This is a genomic window from Nonomuraea sp. NPDC004354 (genome assembly GCF_053602555.1).
The window spans coordinates 265,291-281,486 of sequence record NZ_JBSGDV010000003.1; the positions used below are offsets into that span (position 1 = coordinate 265,291).

At 71.8% G+C, this 16,196-nt stretch carries 20 protein-coding genes; 4 read left to right on the plus strand and 16 right to left on the minus strand.

Features of this window, described 5'->3' with window-relative positions; translation table 11 throughout:
* Positions 1–407 precede the first annotated feature (407 nt).
* The 4 genes from ACWENQ_RS11920 to ACWENQ_RS11935 form a co-directional block, all read right to left on the minus strand.
* Positions 408–1,253, minus strand: a complete 846-nt coding sequence (locus ACWENQ_RS11920) for an ABC transporter permease (protein ID WP_354907456.1) — start codon at positions 1,251–1,253, stop codon at positions 408–410.
* Between the two features lie 79 nt (positions 1,254–1,332).
* Positions 1,333–2,313: an ATP-binding cassette domain-containing protein gene (locus ACWENQ_RS11925; protein ID WP_452414047.1), complete on the minus strand. Its 981-nt coding sequence runs from the start codon at positions 2,311–2,313 to the stop codon at positions 1,333–1,335.
* A gap of 24 nt (positions 2,314–2,337) precedes the next feature.
* On the minus strand, positions 2,338–2,913 hold the full coding sequence (locus ACWENQ_RS11930; protein ID WP_452414049.1) for an NADPH-dependent FMN reductase: 576 nt from the start codon (positions 2,911–2,913) through the stop codon (positions 2,338–2,340).
* 530 nt (positions 2,914–3,443) lie between these two features.
* Entirely contained in the window at positions 3,444–4,049 is a 606-nt protein-coding gene (locus ACWENQ_RS11935) for a TetR/AcrR family transcriptional regulator (RefSeq protein ID WP_452414051.1), read from the minus strand.
* 70 nt (positions 4,050–4,119) lie between these two features.
* Here ACWENQ_RS11935 and ACWENQ_RS11940 point away from each other — a divergent pair, with 70 nt between their 5' ends.
* Positions 4,120–5,013 (plus strand): NADP-dependent oxidoreductase, encoded by an 894-nt coding sequence (locus ACWENQ_RS11940; protein ID WP_452414519.1) that lies wholly within the window; start codon positions 4,120–4,122, stop codon positions 5,011–5,013.
* On the opposite strand, the gene ACWENQ_RS11945 is transcribed toward ACWENQ_RS11940, so the two are convergent.
* From ACWENQ_RS11945 to ACWENQ_RS11980, 8 genes are all read right to left on the minus strand, one after another.
* Positions 5,010–5,321: a hypothetical protein gene (locus tag ACWENQ_RS11945; protein WP_452414052.1), complete on the minus strand. Its 312-nt coding sequence runs from the start codon at positions 5,319–5,321 to the stop codon at positions 5,010–5,012. The genes ACWENQ_RS11940 and ACWENQ_RS11945 overlap by 4 nt on opposite strands.
* Positions 5,322–5,475: 154 nt before the next feature.
* Positions 5,476–6,240 carry an SGNH/GDSL hydrolase family protein gene (locus tag ACWENQ_RS11950; RefSeq protein WP_452414054.1) on the minus strand — a complete coding sequence of 255 codons (765 nt, stop codon included), beginning with the start codon at positions 6,238–6,240 and terminating at the stop codon, positions 5,476–5,478.
* On the minus strand, positions 6,237–6,665 hold the full coding sequence (aroQ, locus tag ACWENQ_RS11955; protein WP_449923992.1) for a type II 3-dehydroquinate dehydratase: 429 nt from the start codon (positions 6,663–6,665) through the stop codon (positions 6,237–6,239). The genes ACWENQ_RS11950 and aroQ overlap by 4 nt, the downstream gene beginning before the upstream one ends.
* Positions 6,662–7,732 carry a 3-dehydroquinate synthase gene (gene aroB, locus ACWENQ_RS11960; RefSeq protein ID WP_452414056.1) on the minus strand — a complete coding sequence of 357 codons (1,071 nt, stop codon included), beginning with the start codon at positions 7,730–7,732 and terminating at the stop codon, positions 6,662–6,664. Before aroB ends, aroQ begins: the two co-directional genes overlap by 4 nt.
* Entirely contained in the window at positions 7,729–8,229 is a 501-nt protein-coding gene (locus ACWENQ_RS11965) for a shikimate kinase (RefSeq protein WP_449923997.1), read from the minus strand. The genes aroB and ACWENQ_RS11965 overlap by 4 nt, the downstream gene beginning before the upstream one ends.
* Entirely contained in the window at positions 8,226–9,407 is a 1,182-nt protein-coding gene (gene aroC, locus ACWENQ_RS11970) for a chorismate synthase (protein WP_452414058.1), read from the minus strand. The genes ACWENQ_RS11965 and aroC overlap by 4 nt, the downstream gene beginning before the upstream one ends.
* A 43-nt stretch (positions 9,408–9,450) precedes the next feature.
* Complete coding sequence (locus ACWENQ_RS11975; protein ID WP_452414059.1) at positions 9,451–10,083, minus strand: prepilin peptidase; 633 nt, start codon at positions 10,081–10,083, stop codon at positions 9,451–9,453.
* A 172-nt stretch (positions 10,084–10,255) separates the two neighbouring features.
* A complete protein-coding gene (locus tag ACWENQ_RS11980) occupies positions 10,256–10,801 on the minus strand; it encodes an SseB family protein (protein ID WP_449924006.1) in 546 nt (181 codons plus the stop codon).
* A 76-nt stretch (positions 10,802–10,877) separates the two neighbouring features.
* On the opposite strand from ACWENQ_RS11980, the gene ACWENQ_RS11985 reads away from it, so the two are divergent.
* A complete protein-coding gene (locus ACWENQ_RS11985) occupies positions 10,878–11,741 on the plus strand; it encodes an NAD(+)/NADH kinase (protein WP_354907469.1) in 864 nt (287 codons plus the stop codon).
* A gap of 3 nt (positions 11,742–11,744) precedes the next feature.
* Complete coding sequence (locus tag ACWENQ_RS11990) at positions 11,745–12,179, plus strand: RpiB/LacA/LacB family sugar-phosphate isomerase (protein WP_452414061.1); 435 nt, start codon at positions 11,745–11,747, stop codon at positions 12,177–12,179.
* A 59-nt stretch (positions 12,180–12,238) separates the two neighbouring features.
* On the opposite strand, the gene bar is transcribed toward ACWENQ_RS11990, so the two are convergent.
* Positions 12,239–13,330 carry a barbiturase gene (gene bar / locus ACWENQ_RS11995; RefSeq protein WP_452414062.1) on the minus strand — a complete coding sequence of 364 codons (1,092 nt, stop codon included), beginning with the start codon at positions 13,328–13,330 and terminating at the stop codon, positions 12,239–12,241.
* Entirely contained in the window at positions 13,331–14,230 is a 900-nt protein-coding gene (locus ACWENQ_RS12000) for a carbamate kinase (protein ID WP_452414064.1), read from the minus strand.
* A 142-nt stretch (positions 14,231–14,372) separates the two neighbouring features.
* Between ACWENQ_RS12000 and ACWENQ_RS12005 the strand changes: the two genes are divergently transcribed.
* Positions 14,373–15,020: an alpha/beta fold hydrolase gene (locus ACWENQ_RS12005; RefSeq protein ID WP_452414066.1), complete on the plus strand. Its 648-nt coding sequence runs from the start codon at positions 14,373–14,375 to the stop codon at positions 15,018–15,020.
* A 62-nt stretch (positions 15,021–15,082) separates the two neighbouring features.
* Here the strand turns inward: ACWENQ_RS12005 and ACWENQ_RS12010 are convergent, their stop codons facing one another.
* The gene (locus tag ACWENQ_RS12010; RefSeq protein ID WP_449924018.1) at positions 15,083–15,619 is read right to left on the minus strand and encodes a carboxymuconolactone decarboxylase family protein; all 537 of its coding nucleotides are present in this window, start codon (positions 15,617–15,619) and stop codon (positions 15,083–15,085) included.
* Positions 15,616–16,167 carry a peroxiredoxin gene (locus ACWENQ_RS12015; RefSeq protein WP_354907475.1) on the minus strand — a complete coding sequence of 184 codons (552 nt, stop codon included), beginning with the start codon at positions 16,165–16,167 and terminating at the stop codon, positions 15,616–15,618. The genes ACWENQ_RS12010 and ACWENQ_RS12015 overlap by 4 nt, the downstream gene beginning before the upstream one ends.
* Positions 16,168–16,196: the final 29 nt, after the last annotated feature.

Consider the following 16,196-nt stretch of genomic DNA (forward strand, 5'->3'; position numbering starts at 1 on the left):
CAAGCGCCCCGCCGTGATCAACGAGACCCAACGGGTCCACGTCGTGCGCGCACGACGTGGACCTCGCTCCTCGCCGACACGCAGCACTCGAGTGGCGCGGAAGACCGCGCGCTGACCGATCGCGAGGCGGGCCGGTGGACCGGGTGCGGTAGTGGGCCGGATGCGGGAGGGCGGCGAACCGGGTGCGGAAGCGGACCGGATGCGGGAGGGCAACGGACCCGGCACGGAAGCGGACCGGATGCGGGAGGGCAACGGACCCGGCACGGAAGCGGACCGGATGCGGGAGGGCGGTGGGCGCCTTTGTCGCGGCCGGTGGCATGTGGGTGGACCGGGCGGGGGAAGGCGGTCGCTGCCTTCCCCCGTCCGGTCCGCGTGCGGGGCAGGGTCGCGCCGTGATGGAAGGTCCGCTACTTGCGGTTGTACAGGCGCATGGTGAGCGTGCCGAACACGGCGACGAGCAGGATGCTCGCCACCAGCACCCAGCCCAGCTCGGAGACGTTCGCCGAGCCGTCCATCAGGGAGCGGACCGCCGCCACCAGGTGGCTGATCGGGTTGATGTGGACGACGAACACCTGCAGCCAGCCCGGCATCGTGGCAGGGTCGACGAAGACGTTGCTGAGGAAGGTGAGCGGGAACAGGACCAGCATGCTCCACCCCATCACCGACTTCTCGCTGCGTAGGAGCAGGCCGAGCATCGTCCACAACCACGAGAACGCGAACGAGAAACCGACCAGCACCGCTATCGCCGCGACGGTGCCGGCCACGCCGCCATCCGGCCGGAACCCGAGGATCAGGCCGACGACGAGGATGACGGTCGAGGCCAGTACGTAGCGGAGCATGTCGCCCATGAGGTAGCCGACCATGGGGGCGGGCCGCCACATGGGCAGAGTTCTGAAGCGGTCGAAAACGCCTCGCTCGATGTCCTTGTTGACCTCGACGCCGGTGTACATCGTGATCATCACCACGCTCTGCACCATGATGCCGGGCAGCAGGAACTGCAGGTACTCCCCTGGCGAGCCGGCGAGCGCGCCACCGAACAGGAACGTGAACATCAACGTCATCATGATCGGGAACGCGGTGACGTCGAAGAGCTGCTCGGGCACGTGCTTGATCTTCAGCAGCGACCGCCAGCCGAACGTCATCGACGCCGACAGCGCGCTCGGCCGGTCGGGGCGGGCGGCCGGGGCGAGCACGGCCCTGAGCGTCTCGGCCACGGGGACGTAGGTGGTGCTGGTGGAGGTGTCGGTGGTCACGCTGCGATCTCCTTGTCGGTGATGGAGGTGTCGGTGGTCACGCCGCAGTCCCCTTGCCGGTGACAGGGGGTGTCGGTGGTCACGCGGCGGTCTCCTTCTCGGTGGCGGGGCGGTCGGTGAGGGCGAGGAAGACCTCGTCCAGGCTGGGCTGGCCGAGGGAGAAGTCGTCGACGACGATGCCGGCGCGCGCCAGCTCGCCCAGTGCCAGCGAGGCCTGCTCGGCGGCCGCACGCTCGCCGTCGTCGCCGGCGACCCGCGCGGTCAGCGCCACGGGGTCGGCCTCGCGATAGACGTGCGTGGCGAGCGCCGCCGACAGCAGCCGCTCGGCCTCGGCGCGCTGGGCGGCGTCGCGCAGCCGTACGTGGATCGCGCCTGCGCCGACGGAGGACTTCAGCCGGCCGGGGGTGCCCTCGGCGATGACCTTGCCGTGGTCGATCACCGCGATACGGCCGGCGAGCCTGTCGGCCTCCTCGAGGTACTGGGTGGTCAGCAACACCGTGGTGCCGTGGGCGACGACGACGCGGATGATGTCCCAGACCTGGTTGCGGCTGCGCGGGTCGAGCCCGGTCGTGGGCTCGTCGAGGAAGAGCAGGTCGGGAGTGTTGAGGATGCTGGCGGCGATGTCGAGCCTGCGGCGCATGCCGCCCGAGTAGTTCTTGACCAGGCGGTCGGCGGCCTCGGTGAGGCCGAACGCCTCCAGCAGCTCGCGCGCCCGGTCGTCGGCGGCGGGCTTGCGGTGGCCGAGCAGCCGGGCGAGCAGGACGAGGTTCTCCATGCCGGTGAGGTCCTCGTCGACGGAGGCGTACTGGCCGGTCAGGCTCACCCTGGCGCGGACGGCGTCGGCCTCGCGCCTGACGTCGTGGCCGAAGACCCTGGCCTGGCCGCCGTCGGGACGCAGCAGCGTGGCGAGCATGCGAACGGCGGTGGTCTTGCCGGCTCCGTTGGGGCCGAGCACGCCGTACACGATGCCCGCGGGCACGGCCAGGTCGAGACCGTCGACGGCGCGGTTGTCGCCGAAGGTCTTGACCAGACCGGAGGTTTCAATGGCTAGCTGTGTCATGATGTGTCGCTTTCTGTCGGGAGTTCAGGAGGCGAAGGGCCGGATGGCGCGGGCCTCGCGCAACGCGAGCCCCCACCACAGGAGCTGGTCGAGCAAGGTGGCGACGGCCTGCTCGCGTGCGTCGCTGCCGTACGGCCTGCCGCGATCGTCCACGCCGTCGCCGAGCAGGTCGATCCCCACGCCGTCACGCACGGTGACGGCGTGCAGGCCGATGAAGACGGTCCGGAGCTGCTCCATGGCGTACAGCCCGCAGGACCCCGAGCCGTAGGAGACGAACCCGACCGGTTTGGCCTGCCACTCGTCGTAGGCGAAGTCGATCGCCTGCTTGAGCGAGGCGGGGAAGCTGCGGTTGTACTCGGGCGTGACCACGGCGAACGCCTCCGCCGCAGCCACCGCGGCCGAGAAGGCCCGCATGGCGGGGGTCGGCACGGCGGGGACGGCTGAGGGGAAGGCGTAGCCGGCCAGGTCGAGGAGCGAGACCTCGAGGTCGTCGCGGAGCGCGGCGCGGGCGGCGAACCAGCGGCCGATCCCGTCACCGACTCTGCCCTCGCGTGTGCTGCCGATGATCACAGCCAGCCGCAGCGGGTCCGTCGCCTTCATCCCGCACCTCCCTTCAGGAAGGAGGCGCTAGATCGTCGCTAGATGGGATCTAGCGGAGCCGCCTGGCCAGGCCGCTGGTCATCCCGCGGAGCAGGGCGGGCCGGGGCGCGGCGATGGCCGACCCGCTGGAGGGGGTGAACCAGGGCGCGGGCGACGACCGACCCGACGGAGCAGGCCAACAGGGGCCGGGGCGCGGCGACGGCCGAACCGTTGGAGCGGGCGAACCAGGGCGCGGGCGACGACCGACCCGACGGAGCAGGCCGGCCGGGGCGCCGGGTGATCGAGGCGACGGCAGGGCGAGGGAGGCATGCCACGCACGCGAGCGCGCGAGGCCGGCGGGGTATGCGGGGTCTGTCGGATCCGGGTTGCCAGCCGGGCGCATCGGGCGCGGGGCGAGGCGGTACGCGGCGGTAGGAGGTGCGTTGCCGCCGGTCGCGAGCTAGTGCCTTGTCAGGCACCGATTGCCCGGTAGCTTGCGACACGCCGGTCGGGATCCGTTCCCGGCTGGCGCGTTCTCCATCCCCCGCTCCTCACACCGCAACGCTCTCCCGCGTAGGTGGAGTGGCACCAGCGACCGCCCACGCCGCCTCGATCATGCGGAAGATCTCGTCCACCGCGGTTCGCGGGTCGTCCGTTTCGCGGGCGACCGAGAAGGCGTCGACCACGAAGCGTGCGATCGCGCTGCAGGTCGGCGTGGTCTGCGGCAAGTCCAGGTCGGCGGCGATGGCCGTTGCCAGCGACCGGGCGTGGCGCTGTCTCATCGACTCCTCGTACTGCCGCAGCGCCGGTGATTCCTCGATCATGCGCCACAGCGGGGCGGCGCCGTCCGCCGTGCAGTGCTGCACCATGGCGTGGATCTCGCGGCGCAGGGCGGGGATGAGCGCCTCGTGCGGCCGGCGGTCGGTGACCGCCCGCACGAGGCGCTGCTCGAAGTCCTCGTCCTGCTCGAAGACCAGGGCTTCCTTCGAGCTGAAGTGGGAGAACAGCGTGGTCACGGCCACGTCGGCCGCGGCGGCCACCTCGCGGATGCCCACCGCGTCGTAGCCGCGCTCGGCGAACAGGTGCAGGGCGGTGTCGGCGATCTTCTGGCGGGTCGCGGCCTTCTTTCGCTCGCGGCGTCCTGGCTGCTCGGTCATGCGGTAACACTACCAGATGCGAAAACACAACCGTTTCAAAAAGCTAACCGTTAGTGCTACGGTCTGCCGCATGAAGAAAGTGAACTTCACCGAGTTCGGCGGTCCGGACGTCCTGCACATCATTGAGGCTGAGGAACCCCACGCGGGCCCCGGCCAGGTACGCATAGCGGTGCGGGCAGCAGGCGTGAACCCCGTCGACTGGAGAATCCGTGAAGGCCAGATCCTGAAGGCCCATCCGATCCGGCTGCCCGCCGGAGTCGGACTGGACGCCTCAGGAGTGGTCGACGAGATCGGGGAGGGCGTCGAAGGGTTCGACATCGGCGACCGCGTGTTCGGCGAAGGCGCTGACACCTACGCCGAGTTCGCCGTGCTCTCGGCCTGGGCTCGGATGCCCGACGGCCTGTCCTTCGCGGAGGCGGCCGGGTATCCCTCCGTGGTCGAGACCGCGCTGCGCATCATCGGCCAGGTCGGCGTCCAGCCCGGGCAGACGCTCCTTGTCAGTGGCGCCTCCGGCGGAGTCGGGTCCGCGGTGCTGCAGATCGCCCGCGACCGTGGCATCACGGTGATCGGCACGGCCGGTGCGGCGAACCAGGACTATCTGCGCAGCCTCGGTGCCCTCGCCACGACATACGGCCCCGGCTGGGTCGACAGAGTGCGCCGGCTCGGTCCCGTCGACGCAGCCCTCGATCTGGCCGGCTCCGGCGTGATTCCCGAACTCGTGGAGCTGACCCGGGACCCGCAGAAGGTCGTCTCCATCGCCGACCTCAGCGCGCCGCAGTTCGGTGTCCGGTTCTCCGGCGAGGCCGGAAGCGTGCCGGAAGCACTCGCCGAGGCCACCGCACTCATCGCGCGGGGGAAGCTCCACATCCCGATCGACAAGACCTACACGTTGGCCGAAGCCGCGAAGGCGCACATCGACAGCCGCGCCGGCCACACACGCGGCCGCCGCGTCATCCTCGTCTAGTGCCGCCTCAGGCGGCGTTCGCCCTGGTGACGATCTGACGGAGGCAGATGTTGTCTGCATGCCGGTTCCGCCAGGTGATGTGGCGGCGGATCATGCCCGCCCTGCTCCTTATGGCTGGCATGGTCGGTCCCGTCCAGCGCGAAGTAGCGCAAGGCGGTGAACTGCGCCTGGATGCGGTTGAGCCACGAGGAGTCGGTCGGGGTGTAGGCGATCTCGACGTTGTCGGCCTCGGCCCAGTCCGCCACCCGGCGGCATCGCTTGATGGTCAGATGCGGGGAGTAGTCGTCGCAGACGATCGCGATCCGCACGTAGCGTGGTCACCCCGACCCCGTGCCCGCCGCACCATCCGCAGCAGCCGACGACCCTCGTCGTCATCGATCTGCCGAACCTGGACCCGTTCCGCCATCGCTCAAGTCTGATATATCCGCCCCGTCGGCGGGACCCACCACACCGACAACGGCACTAGGGGAGCTTCCACCGCTCCAGGGTGGGGCGCTTGGGGTCGAGGCCGTCGCCCGAGGAGGTGCCGCGCAGGCGCCGGCTCATCCACGGCACCAGGAACTCCCGCACCCAGCGGGCGTCCTCCCGCCGCTTGACCCTGGGGTCGACGGTGCGGGCCGGCCACTGCCTGAGCCAGGAGTCGTCGCACGGTACCTCGAGCACGTCGAGCACCCTGGCGGCGACCAGGCGGTGGCCCTCCTCGTTCATGTGGAGCCGGTCGTCGCTCCACGCCCGCCAGTCGCGGATCGACTGCAGGGACCACTGGTCGACGACGCGGCAGCCGTACCGGTCGGCGATGGAGCGCACGTGCAGGTAGAAGATGGCGAACTTGCCGCGCATGCGCCGCATGAGCGGCGTGTCGCGCGGGTCGACGCCGGTGAACAACAGCACCTCGGCGCCCGTCGCGCGCAGCTCGGCGACGGCGCCGGCGAGCTTCTTGGCCATCCTGTCGGGGTCGCTGCCGGGCCGGAGCAGGTCGTTGCCGCCCGCGCAGAAGCTGACCAGGTCGGGCCGCATCGCGACGGCCGCCGGGACCTGCTCGGCGACGATCTGGTCGAGGAGCTTGCCCCGCACGGCGAGGTTCGCGTAGTGGAAGTCGGGCTCGAGTTGGGCCAGCCGTTCGGCGACCCGGTCGGCCCAGCCGCGGAAGCGGCCGTTCGCGCCGGGGTCGTTCAGCCCCTCGGTGAAGCTGTCGCCCAGCGCGACGAAGGAGCGGTAGCGGGTCATCGCACCAGGTCCGCGATGGCCCGCAGGGCCAGCACGTAGGACTGGAGCCCGAAGCCGGCGATGGTGCCGGTGGCGACGGCCGCCACGACCGAGGTGTGGCGGAACTCCTCACGCGCGGCGGGGTTGGAGATGTGCACCTCGATCAGCGGCGCGGTGCGCTGGGCGATGGCGTCGCGCAGGGCGTAGGAGTAGTGGGTGAAGGCAGCGGGGTTGAGGACGACGGGGATCTTGCCGTCGGCCGCCTCGTGGATCCAGCCGATCAGCTCGGCCTCGTCGTCGGTCTGCCGCACCTCGACGTGGAGGCCGAGCTCGCGTCCGGTCGCGACGCACAGCGCGCGCAGGTCCTCGAAGGTGGCGGCGCCGTAGACGTCGGGCTCGCGGGTGCCGAGGCGCGACAGGTTGGGGCCGTTGAGCACGTAGATCATCGAGCCACCTCGCGGTAGGCGGCCTCCAGCAGCTCCTCCGGCGGGTCCTCGAGCCGGCCGGGCCTGGCCAGGCCGTCGAGGACGACGAAGCGCTGCTTGGCGCCGCGGTTCTTCTTGTCGAGCCGCATGTGGTCGCGCAGCTCGGGCCAGGCGTCCTTGCGGTAGGCGGTGGGCAGACCCACCGAGGTGAGGATGGAGCGGGTGCGCTCCACCAGGTCGGCGCGGCCCGCCAGGCGGGACAGCTCGGCGGCGTAGACCATGCCGATCGCGACGGCCTCGCCGTGGCGGATCTGGTAGTGCTCGGCACGCTCGATGGCGTGGGCGAGGGTGTGGCCGTAGTTGAGGATCTCGCGCAGGCCCGCCTCGCGCAGGTCGGCGCCGACGACGTCGGCCTTGACCTGGATCTTGCGCTCGATGAGCTGGCGGGTGTGCTCGCCCTCCGGCCTGGTGGCCCCTTCGGGATCGTCCTCGACCAGCATGAGGATCGTCGGGTCGGCGATGAAGCCGCCCTTGATGATCTCGGCGAGGCCGGCGACGTAGTCGGCGCGCGGCATCGAGGGCAGCGTCGCCAGGTCGCACAGCACGCCGGCCGGCGGCAGGAAGGTGCCGACCAGGTTCTTGCCCTCGGGGGTGTCGATGCCGTTCTTGCCGCCGACGGCGGCGTCGACCATGGCCAGGAGCGTGGTGGGAACCATGACGACCTTGACGCCGCGCAGCCAGGTGCCGGCGACGAAGCCCGCCAGGTCGGTGGTGGCGCCGCCGCCCACGCCGACGACGGCGTCGGAGCGGCTGATGCCGTAGCGGCCGAAAGCCGACCACAGCTGGGCGGCGACCTCGACGGTCTTGGCCGACTCGCCGTCGGGGACGGGCAGCGCGACCACGTCGTAGCCGGCCGCCTCCAGGGCCCCGCACACGGGACGGGAGATCTCGGGCAGCGTGGCGGGGTGGACGACGGCGACGGTGCGCACGCCCTCGCCGAGCAGGCCGGGCAGCTCGCCCAGCACGCCGGTGCCGACGACGACGTCGTAGGGGCTGTCGCCGCGCACGGTGATGCGCGTGGCGCTCATGCGGGCAGCCCCTTCACGATCTCCTCGACCAGGTCGCCCGGATCGCGCTTGTCGGTGGCCACGGTGAGCACGGCGAGCCGTTCGTAGACAGGACGGCGCTCGTCCATCAGCTTCTTCAGCTGGCTGCGCGGGTTGAGCACCAGCAGCGGACGGGCCGAGCCGAGGCCGACCCGCTGGACCGCGTCGGCGAGCCCCACCTGGAGGTAGACGACGGTGTGCCCGTCGAGCAACGCCTGGGTGCCTTCGTGCAGGATCGCGCCGCCGCCGAGGGCGAGGACGCCGTCGTGCTCGGCCAGGGCCGTGCGGACGGCCTCGTGCTCGAGCTCGCGGAAGCGCGCCTCGCCGTCCTCGATGAAGATGTCGCTGACGGGCTTGCCCGCGACCGACTCGACGTCGGCGTCGGTGTCACGGAAGGCGACGCCGAGCCGCTCCGCCAGCAGGCGGCCGACCGTCGTCTTGCCCGACCCGGGAGGGCCGATCAGCACGGCCTTGGTCATTTGATCACCATGGATGAGAGGTAGCCGGACAGGTTGCGGGCGACTTCCTCGACGGAGTCGCCGCCGAACTTCTCCAGGGCCGCGTCGGCCAGCACCAGCGCCACCATGGCCTCGGCCACGATGCCGGCGGCGGGCACCGCGCACACGTCGGAGCGTTCGTGGTGGGCCTTGGCCGCCTCGCCGGTCTTGACGTCGATGGTGGCCAGCGCCCTCGGGACGGTGGAGATCGGCTTCATCGCGGCGCTGACCCGCAGCACCTCGCCGTTGGTCATGCCGCCCTCGACGCCGCCGGCCCGGTTGGTGATGCGCCTGACGCCGTCGTCGGTGGTGTACTCGATCTCGTCGTGGGCCTGCGAGCCGGGACGCCTGGCGGTCTCGAAGCCGTCGCCGACCGCCACGCCCTTGATGGCCTGGATGCCCATGAGCGCGGCGGCCAGGCGGGAGTCGAGGCGGCGGTCCCAGTGGGTGTAGCTGCCGAGGCCCGGCGGCAGGCCGTAGGCGAGGACCTCGACGACGCCGCCGAGGGTGTCGCCGTCCTTGTGCGCCTTGTCGATCTCGGCGACCATGGCGGCGCTGCCCTCGGGGTCGATGCAGCGCACCGGGTCGCCGTCGATGGCCTCGAGGTCGCCGGGGACCGGGAAGACGTTGCCTGGCGACTGGGCGGCGCCGATCGAGACCACGTGGCTGAGGATCTCGACGCCGAGCGCCTGCTTGAGGAAGCGCCTGGCGACCTCGCCGAGCGCCACCCTGGCCGCGGTCTCGCGGGCGCTGGCCCTGTCGAGCACCGGGCGGGCGTCGTCGAAGCCGTACTTCTGCATGCCGGCCAGGTCGGCGTGGCCGGGCCTGGGGCGCGAGCGGGGCGCGTTGCGGGCCAGGCCCTCCAACTCGGCGGGGTCGACGGGGTCGGCCGCCATGACCTTCTCCCACTTGGGCCACTCGGTGTTGCCGACGCGGACGGCGACGGGGCTGCCGAGCGTGCGACCGTGGCGCAGGCCGCCGACGATGGAGACCTTGTCCTCCTCGAACTTCATCCGCGCACCGCGGCCGTAGCCGAGACGGCGCCGGCGCAGCGCCTCGTCGATGGCGGCCGTGGTCACCTCCACGCCCGCGGGCAGGCCTTCGAGGATGGCGACGAGTTCGGGGCCGTGGGACTCTCCGGCGGTCAACCAGCGCAACATGCTGACAAGTCTTCCATGTACGGAGCGGTGGGATCGCCATGGCTCACCAGGCGAGACAGAGCGCCCCGACGATCATGAAGGGCCCGAATGGAAATTCGGTCGACTTATCCGCCTTTTTCGTGACAAGGAGGGTGAGGGCGTAGAGCGCGCCGAGCAACTGGCCCGCGAGCGCCGCGGCGACCCAGGCGTTCCAGCCCACCGCGCCGGCGGCCATGCCGATGAGGCCGGCCAGCTTCACGTCGCCGAGGCCCATGGCGGTGGGCCGGACGAACCACAGCACGCCGTACAGGACCAGCAGGGCGAGGCCGCCGAGCAGCGCCTCGGGGAGCCGCCCGGTGGGCAGCAGGAGGAGGGCGAGGATCGGGTAGGACGGCAGGGTGATCAGGTCGGGCAGCCGCTGGGTGCGCCAGTCGATCAGGGCGAGCAGGACGCCCGCCGCTGCCGCGTAGAGCAGCGCGGGCAGGTACGCCGCCGGCATCCGCCAGGTGAGCAGCGCGAACACCGCCGCCGTGGCCAGTTCGACGGTCGGGAACCGCAGGGACGGCCGGCGGCGCAGGCCGCGCAGCACCCGCCGCGCCTCGGCGCGGGTGTCCACGGGGTCGGCCTCGAAGCCCTCGGCCAGCGCGCGCACGACGTACCCCACGACGAAGCCGGCCACCGCCGCCCAGACCACCACCCGCTCATCCTCGCGGGTGCGGCGGCGGCTGTCAGGTCCTTCCGTCACGGCCGTCGCGCGGAACGCCCCCCGCTGTCACGATGGCGTTGGACTCGCCCGTCGCGGACGCCCGCGGTCACGGCCGTCGCGCGGAACGCCGGCCGCGGTCACCCCTGCTGTCCCGCGCGCGCGGTCAGGACCGGCGGGACCAGGGAAAGCGGCGGCGCCTGGGAGCGGGCGCGGGGGCGAAGCGGGCCACCGTCACCGACGGGCCCACGTCGTCGAGCCTGCCGGACTCGACCGCGGCCATCGCCTCCAGCACGCCGCCCTCGATGACGAACGGCACCGGCCCCGCCACGTCGACCACCACGGCCGCCGCCCCCTCGTGGACGGCCGCCTGGCAGACCTGCGGCGTCGTGGCCTGGATGGGCCGCGCGTCGGGCCGCCACCTGGTGAGCGCCTCGACGCCGGTGAAGGCGAGCACCGCCTCCCTGCCGTCCTTGCCGATCAGCTTGGGGAGCGCCATCTCGCTCTCCTTCTCCTGCTTGAGCCCGTGCTCGCCGACCTCGGACGAGGTCAGCAGCGCCACGACGGGCACCAGCAGCCTGGTGCCGCTGAGGGCCGACAGGACGGCGGTGGCGTCGGCCGTGCCGGAGGAGAAGGCGGTCAGCGCGGCGGCGACGGAGGCGTCGGCGCCGCCGTCGTCGCTGGGCACCAGGGGTTGCGGAATGCTCGGCACAAACGACCAGACTACCGGCGCATCACGTGTGGTCGCGGTGGACGGTCACCCGGCGGCGCCGCGTACAGTGAAGCACATGGGCATGATCGGAACGGTTGGCCTGGTCCTGCACCCCAGGCGTGACTCCGAGACGGCGATCCAGACGATCATCTCGTGGGCGGTCTCCAGGGGCGTCACGGTGCTCGGCCTGCCCGACGAGGTGGACCGCATCCACTGCAGCGCGATCGCGGTCGAACCCGAGGAGCTGTGCAAGCGCGCCGACCTGCTGGTCAGCCTGGGCGGCGACGGCACGATGCTGCGCACGATGCGGCTGATCGCGGGCCTGGAGACGCCCGTCCTCGGCGTGAACCTCGGCAAGCTCGGCTTCCTCGCCGAGATCGACGTCGACGAGCTGCCCGAGGCCCTGTCGGCCATCGACGAGCACCGCTACACGGTGGAGCCGCGCATGGCGGTGCGGACGACGCTGACCGACGGGCACGAGGTCACCGCCTTCAACGACATCGCGCTGGTGCGGGTGCCTGGCGACGGGATCGCCGCGGTCGCCGTCGCCGTGCAGGGACACCCGTTCGTGCGCTACGCGGCCGACGCGGTCATCCTCGCCACCTCGACCGGCTCGACCGCCTACAGCTTCTCGGCGGGAGGGCCGATCGTCTCGCCGCTGGTCGAAGGGTTCCTCGTGGTGCCCGCCGCGGCGCACTCGACGTTCAACAGGGCGGTGATGCTGTCGGCCAACGAGCGGGTCACCCTGGAGCTGCTGCCCTCCAGCGGCACGCTGGCCGTGGAGGTCGACGGCATGGTGATGGGCCGGCTGTCCCCCGGCGACCGCGTGACCGCGACCGCCGTCTCGGGCGCCGCCCGGGTGGTACGGCTGGGCACGACGACCTTCTACGAGCGCGCCCGCCGTAAGCTCCGGGTCAACGGCAGCGCGGAAGTGGACTGAGCCATGCGGATCGCGGTGGCGGCCGACAGCCTCGACGGAGTGGCCGCGAAGCTGGTGCGGGAGCTGCGCGAGCGGGGCCACGAGGTGATCGCCCACGGGGCGCTCGACCCCGCCGAGCGTGACGACTGGGCGTGGGCCAGCGAGGCGGCGGCGCGCGACGTGGCCGAGGGAAGGGCCGACCAGGCGGTGGTGTGCTGCTGGACGGGCACCGGCGCCTCGATCGCGGCCAACAAGGTGCGCGGGGTGCGGGCGGCGCTGTGCGCCGACGCCTACACCGCAGACGGCGCGCGCAGGTGGAACGACGCCAACGTGCTGGCGCTGAGCCTGCGCGCGGTCTCCGAGCCGCTGCTGGTGGAGATCCTCGACGCGTGGTTCGCGGGCGAGCCCAGCGCCGATCCCGCCGACAGGGCCAACGTCGAGCACCTCGAGGCGCGATAGCGGCGCGGCCACCGCGCCCTGCCGGTGGTGGAGGGCGTCGGCCGCCGCGCCGTACGGGGTCAGGACAGGTCGGCGATCGCGGCGACCGGGCCGCCGCCCGAGGGTCCCTGGTGGACGGCGGCGACGGAGACGAACACCGCCGGATCGCCGGTGACCGAGGCGGCGACGCCGCCGACCGTGGCCTTGATCTGGCGGTGCCAGTGCACGTCGGAGTCGTCGAGCATGATGTTGCGCCGCCCGCGCACCCGGCCCGACGGGTCGGCCTCGCACTTCATGAACACGTTGACGAGACGGCTGCCCAGGTCGGAGGGGTGCGGCCGCTCGGGCAGCGGGATGCCGGAGTCGCGGATGGCCGCCCAGATGCCGTCGGCGTCGAGGGCGTCCTTCATGACGCTGTGCCCGATGCGGTAGCGGCCGCCGATCCCGCGCACGTTGCCGACGACGACGATCTGCGCCCGGTCCAGCTCGACGCCGCTGGAACAGGAGGCGACGCTGCTGTAGAGCGACAGGTCGCGGTGGATCTGGTCGGCGCCGGGCATCTCGATCTCGCCGAGCGCGACGGCGATGCCGAGCGCGGTGGTGGAGTTCGACAGGTCCATGGACGGCCCCGTCTCCTCGATGGCGGTGTCCTTGCCGCGGTTCTTGGCGTCGGTGATGGTGGCCAGCGTGAGCAGCGGCGTCTTGGTCTGGACGTAGTGGACGTCGCGCGGGTCGTCGATGCCGGCCACCTTCATGGCCTCGCGCACGCCGGCGGCGACCTTCTCCACCATGGCCGGGCGGCCGATGTCCTCCGGCAGGATGACCTCGCTCATCGCGACGCCGACCGACACTCTGGGCTCGTCGGTGGCGGGCGCGTTCGCGGTGGTGGCGAAGATGGTGGCGTGCGGGCTCAGCACCCCGTCGGTGCCGCCCGACCAGACCAGCGGCACGCTCTCGGGCGCGGGATGCCCCTTCCTGGCCAGCACCTCGCGGAAGGCCGTGTCGGCCAGGATGCGGGTGTAGTCGTTCACACCGCCGTTGCCCTCGGTCTTGCCGATCACCGCGAGCACCCTGTGCGCCTCGATGACCCCGTCGTCGATGAGCTTCTCCAGCCCTGAGGCGTCGGTCACGCTCTCGATGGCGACCTTGCGCACTTCGATCGGTTCCGGCATCTATCTCTCCACTCTCGTACCGACATCGGCGTTCGCGATGTGCTCCAAGGAGGTGATCACGGCCTGCCTGCCCCCGCCTGCGACGAAACGCAGGGCCGCCTCCACCTTCGGTCCCATGCTCCCTCCGGCGAAGTGCCCGGCGGCGTGCAGGACACGCAGCTCGCCGGCGGAGATCCGGCCGACGGGCCGCGGGTCAGGCCCGCCGTACCCGACGACGGCGTTCGGCACGTCGGTCGCGATGATCAGCACCTCGGCCTGTACGGCACGCGCCAGCAGCGCGGCCGCCAGATCCTTGTCGACGACGGCCTCCACGCCGGTCAGCCGCCCGTCGGCCTGCCGCACGACGGGCACTCCCCCGCCGCCGGCGGCCACGACGGTGAACCCCGCGGCGATCAGCGCGGTCGCGGCGCCCGCGTCGAGGATCTCCAGCGGCTCGGGCGAGGCGACCACGCGCCGCCAGCCGCGCTCGAAGCGCCGCCAGCTCTGGCCGAGCTTCTCGAACCTGCGCGCCTCCGCCTCGCTGAAGTAGCGCCCGATCGGTTTGACCGGCTCCTCGAAGGCGGGGTCACGCGCGTCGACCAGGGTGCGGGTGACGACGGTGGCGCTGCGGCCGCCGAGCGCGTTCATGATGAGCGTGCCGATGGTGGCCTGGGTCTGGGCGCCGCACCAGTCGAGCGGCACGGGCGGCACGACGGAGGCGGCCAGCTGGTTCTTCAGCAGCAGGTTGCCGACCTGCGGGCCGTTGCCGTGGGTCAGCACCACCTGGTGTCCCGCGTCGATGAGCGCCCTGACCTGGAGCATGGCCGCCTCGACCGCGGCCCGCTGCTCGCCCGGCGCGGCGCTGCCGTCCGGGCCGGTCATGGCGTTGCCGCCGAGCGCGACGAGTACCCGTTCACCCACGGTCGCGACGCTACCCACGCCGGGGAGGGCGTTCATTGGCAACCTTTGCCCATGATGGGGCGGGTGGCATGGCGGACGCGCCCGGGACGAGGACCGGGGGCGCCGCCTGACGGTCGTTTCTCACGAAGGTAGCCTCACGGACGTGATTCGCACCGCACACGTCAACGGCGTCGAGCTCGCCTACCGGGAGGAAGGCGATCCGACCGCGCCCGCCCTGGTCCTGCTGCACGGCCGTACCGCCGACCACAACCACTGGAACCCGCACACCCGCCGCTTCGCCGAGCGCTTCCACGTGATCGCGCCCGACCTGCGCGGCCACGGCGCCAGCGAGCGGCCGGACGGCTACGCGCTTCCCGAGATGGCCGAGGACGTGGCGGCGCTGCTCAGGATGCTCGGCGTGGAGCGGGCGGCGCTGATCGGGCACTCGCTGGGCGGCGCGGTCGCCTACCACCTGGCCATGAGGTACCCCGACCTGGTCTCGGTCCTGGTGCTGGAGGATCCGCCGGCGCCGCTGCCGCTGGACCGGCCGCCGCTGGAGGACGACTCCCCCATGATGGTCGAGACCGAGCACCAGTTCGTCTCGCCCGACCCGGCGTGGGCTGAGGGGCTGGCCCGCATCACCGCTCCCACGCTGGTGCTGTCGGGCGGGCCGTCCAGCCATGTCGACGCCACGCCGCTGGCCGGCCTCATCCCGGGCGCCAAGCTCGTCACCATCGACGTGGGGCACCTGATCCACTCGGCGGCGCCCGGGGAGTTCGCGGCGGCCGTGGAGGAGTTCCTGGACAGCTGACCGGCCTCAGGACAGCACGAAGGGCGCCCCCCGGAATGGGGGACGCCCTTCGTCCAGGCGGGTCAGACCGTCACGAGGGCGGCCTCGGCCTCCAGGGTCGCGGCCGTCGCGTTGACGACGGCGGCGATCCGCAGCGCCTCCTGGATCTGCTCGCGCGGCATGCCCGAGCCGCGCAGCACCTGCTCGTGCGACTCCAGGCAGCGCCCGCAGCCGTTGACCGCGGAGACCGCCAGGCACCACAGCTCGAAGTCGACCTTGTCGACGCCGGGGTTGCCGATGACGGTCATGCGCAGCTTGGCCGGCATGGTGCTGTACTGCTCGTCGCCGATCAGGTGGGTGGCGCGGTAGTAGACGTTGTTCATCGCCATGATCGAGGCGGCGGCCTTGGCCGCCTTGAACGCCTCGGCCGACAGGATGGCCGAGGCCTCCTCGGCGACCTCGGCGATGACCCGCGCGGACCTGGTGGCCAGCGCGCACGCCAGGACCGCGCCCCACAGCTGCTGGTCGGTCAGCGACGACGTCGTCGTGACCGAGCCCAGGTTGAGCTTGGTGTCCTTGGCGTAGTCGGGCAGCGCCGACTTCAGGTTGTCGATACTCATGCGCCGAGCAGCGCCTTGGCGTCGAGGCCCTTGTCGCCCTTGTTCCAGTTACAGGGGCACAGCTCGTCGGACTGCAGGGCGTCGAGGACCCGCAGGACCTCCTTGACGTTGCGGCCGACCGAGCCCGCGGTCACCATCGAGAACTGGATCTCGTTGTTGGGGTCGACGATGAAGGTGGCGCGCTGGGCGACGCCGTCCTCGCCGAGGACGCCGAGCGCCGACGACAGCTCGCGCTTGATGTCGCTCAGCATCGGGAAGGGCAGGTCGCGCAGGTCCTCGTGGTCCTTGCGCCAGGCGTGGTGGACGAACTCCGAGTCGACGGAGACGCCGAGCACCTGGGCGTCGCGGTCGGCGAAGTCCTCGTTGAGCCGGCCGAACTCGGCGATCTCGGTGGGGCACACGAAGGTGAAGTCCTTGGGCCAGAAGAACACCACGCGCCACTTGCCCTCGTAGGTCTTGTGGTTGATCTCCGCGAACGCCTTCTCGGGGTCGAGGTCGACGCAGGCGGTGAGCTCGTACTCGGGGAACTTGTCACCAACGGTGAGCACGTCTATGTCTCCTTGCAGGACGTCGTTGT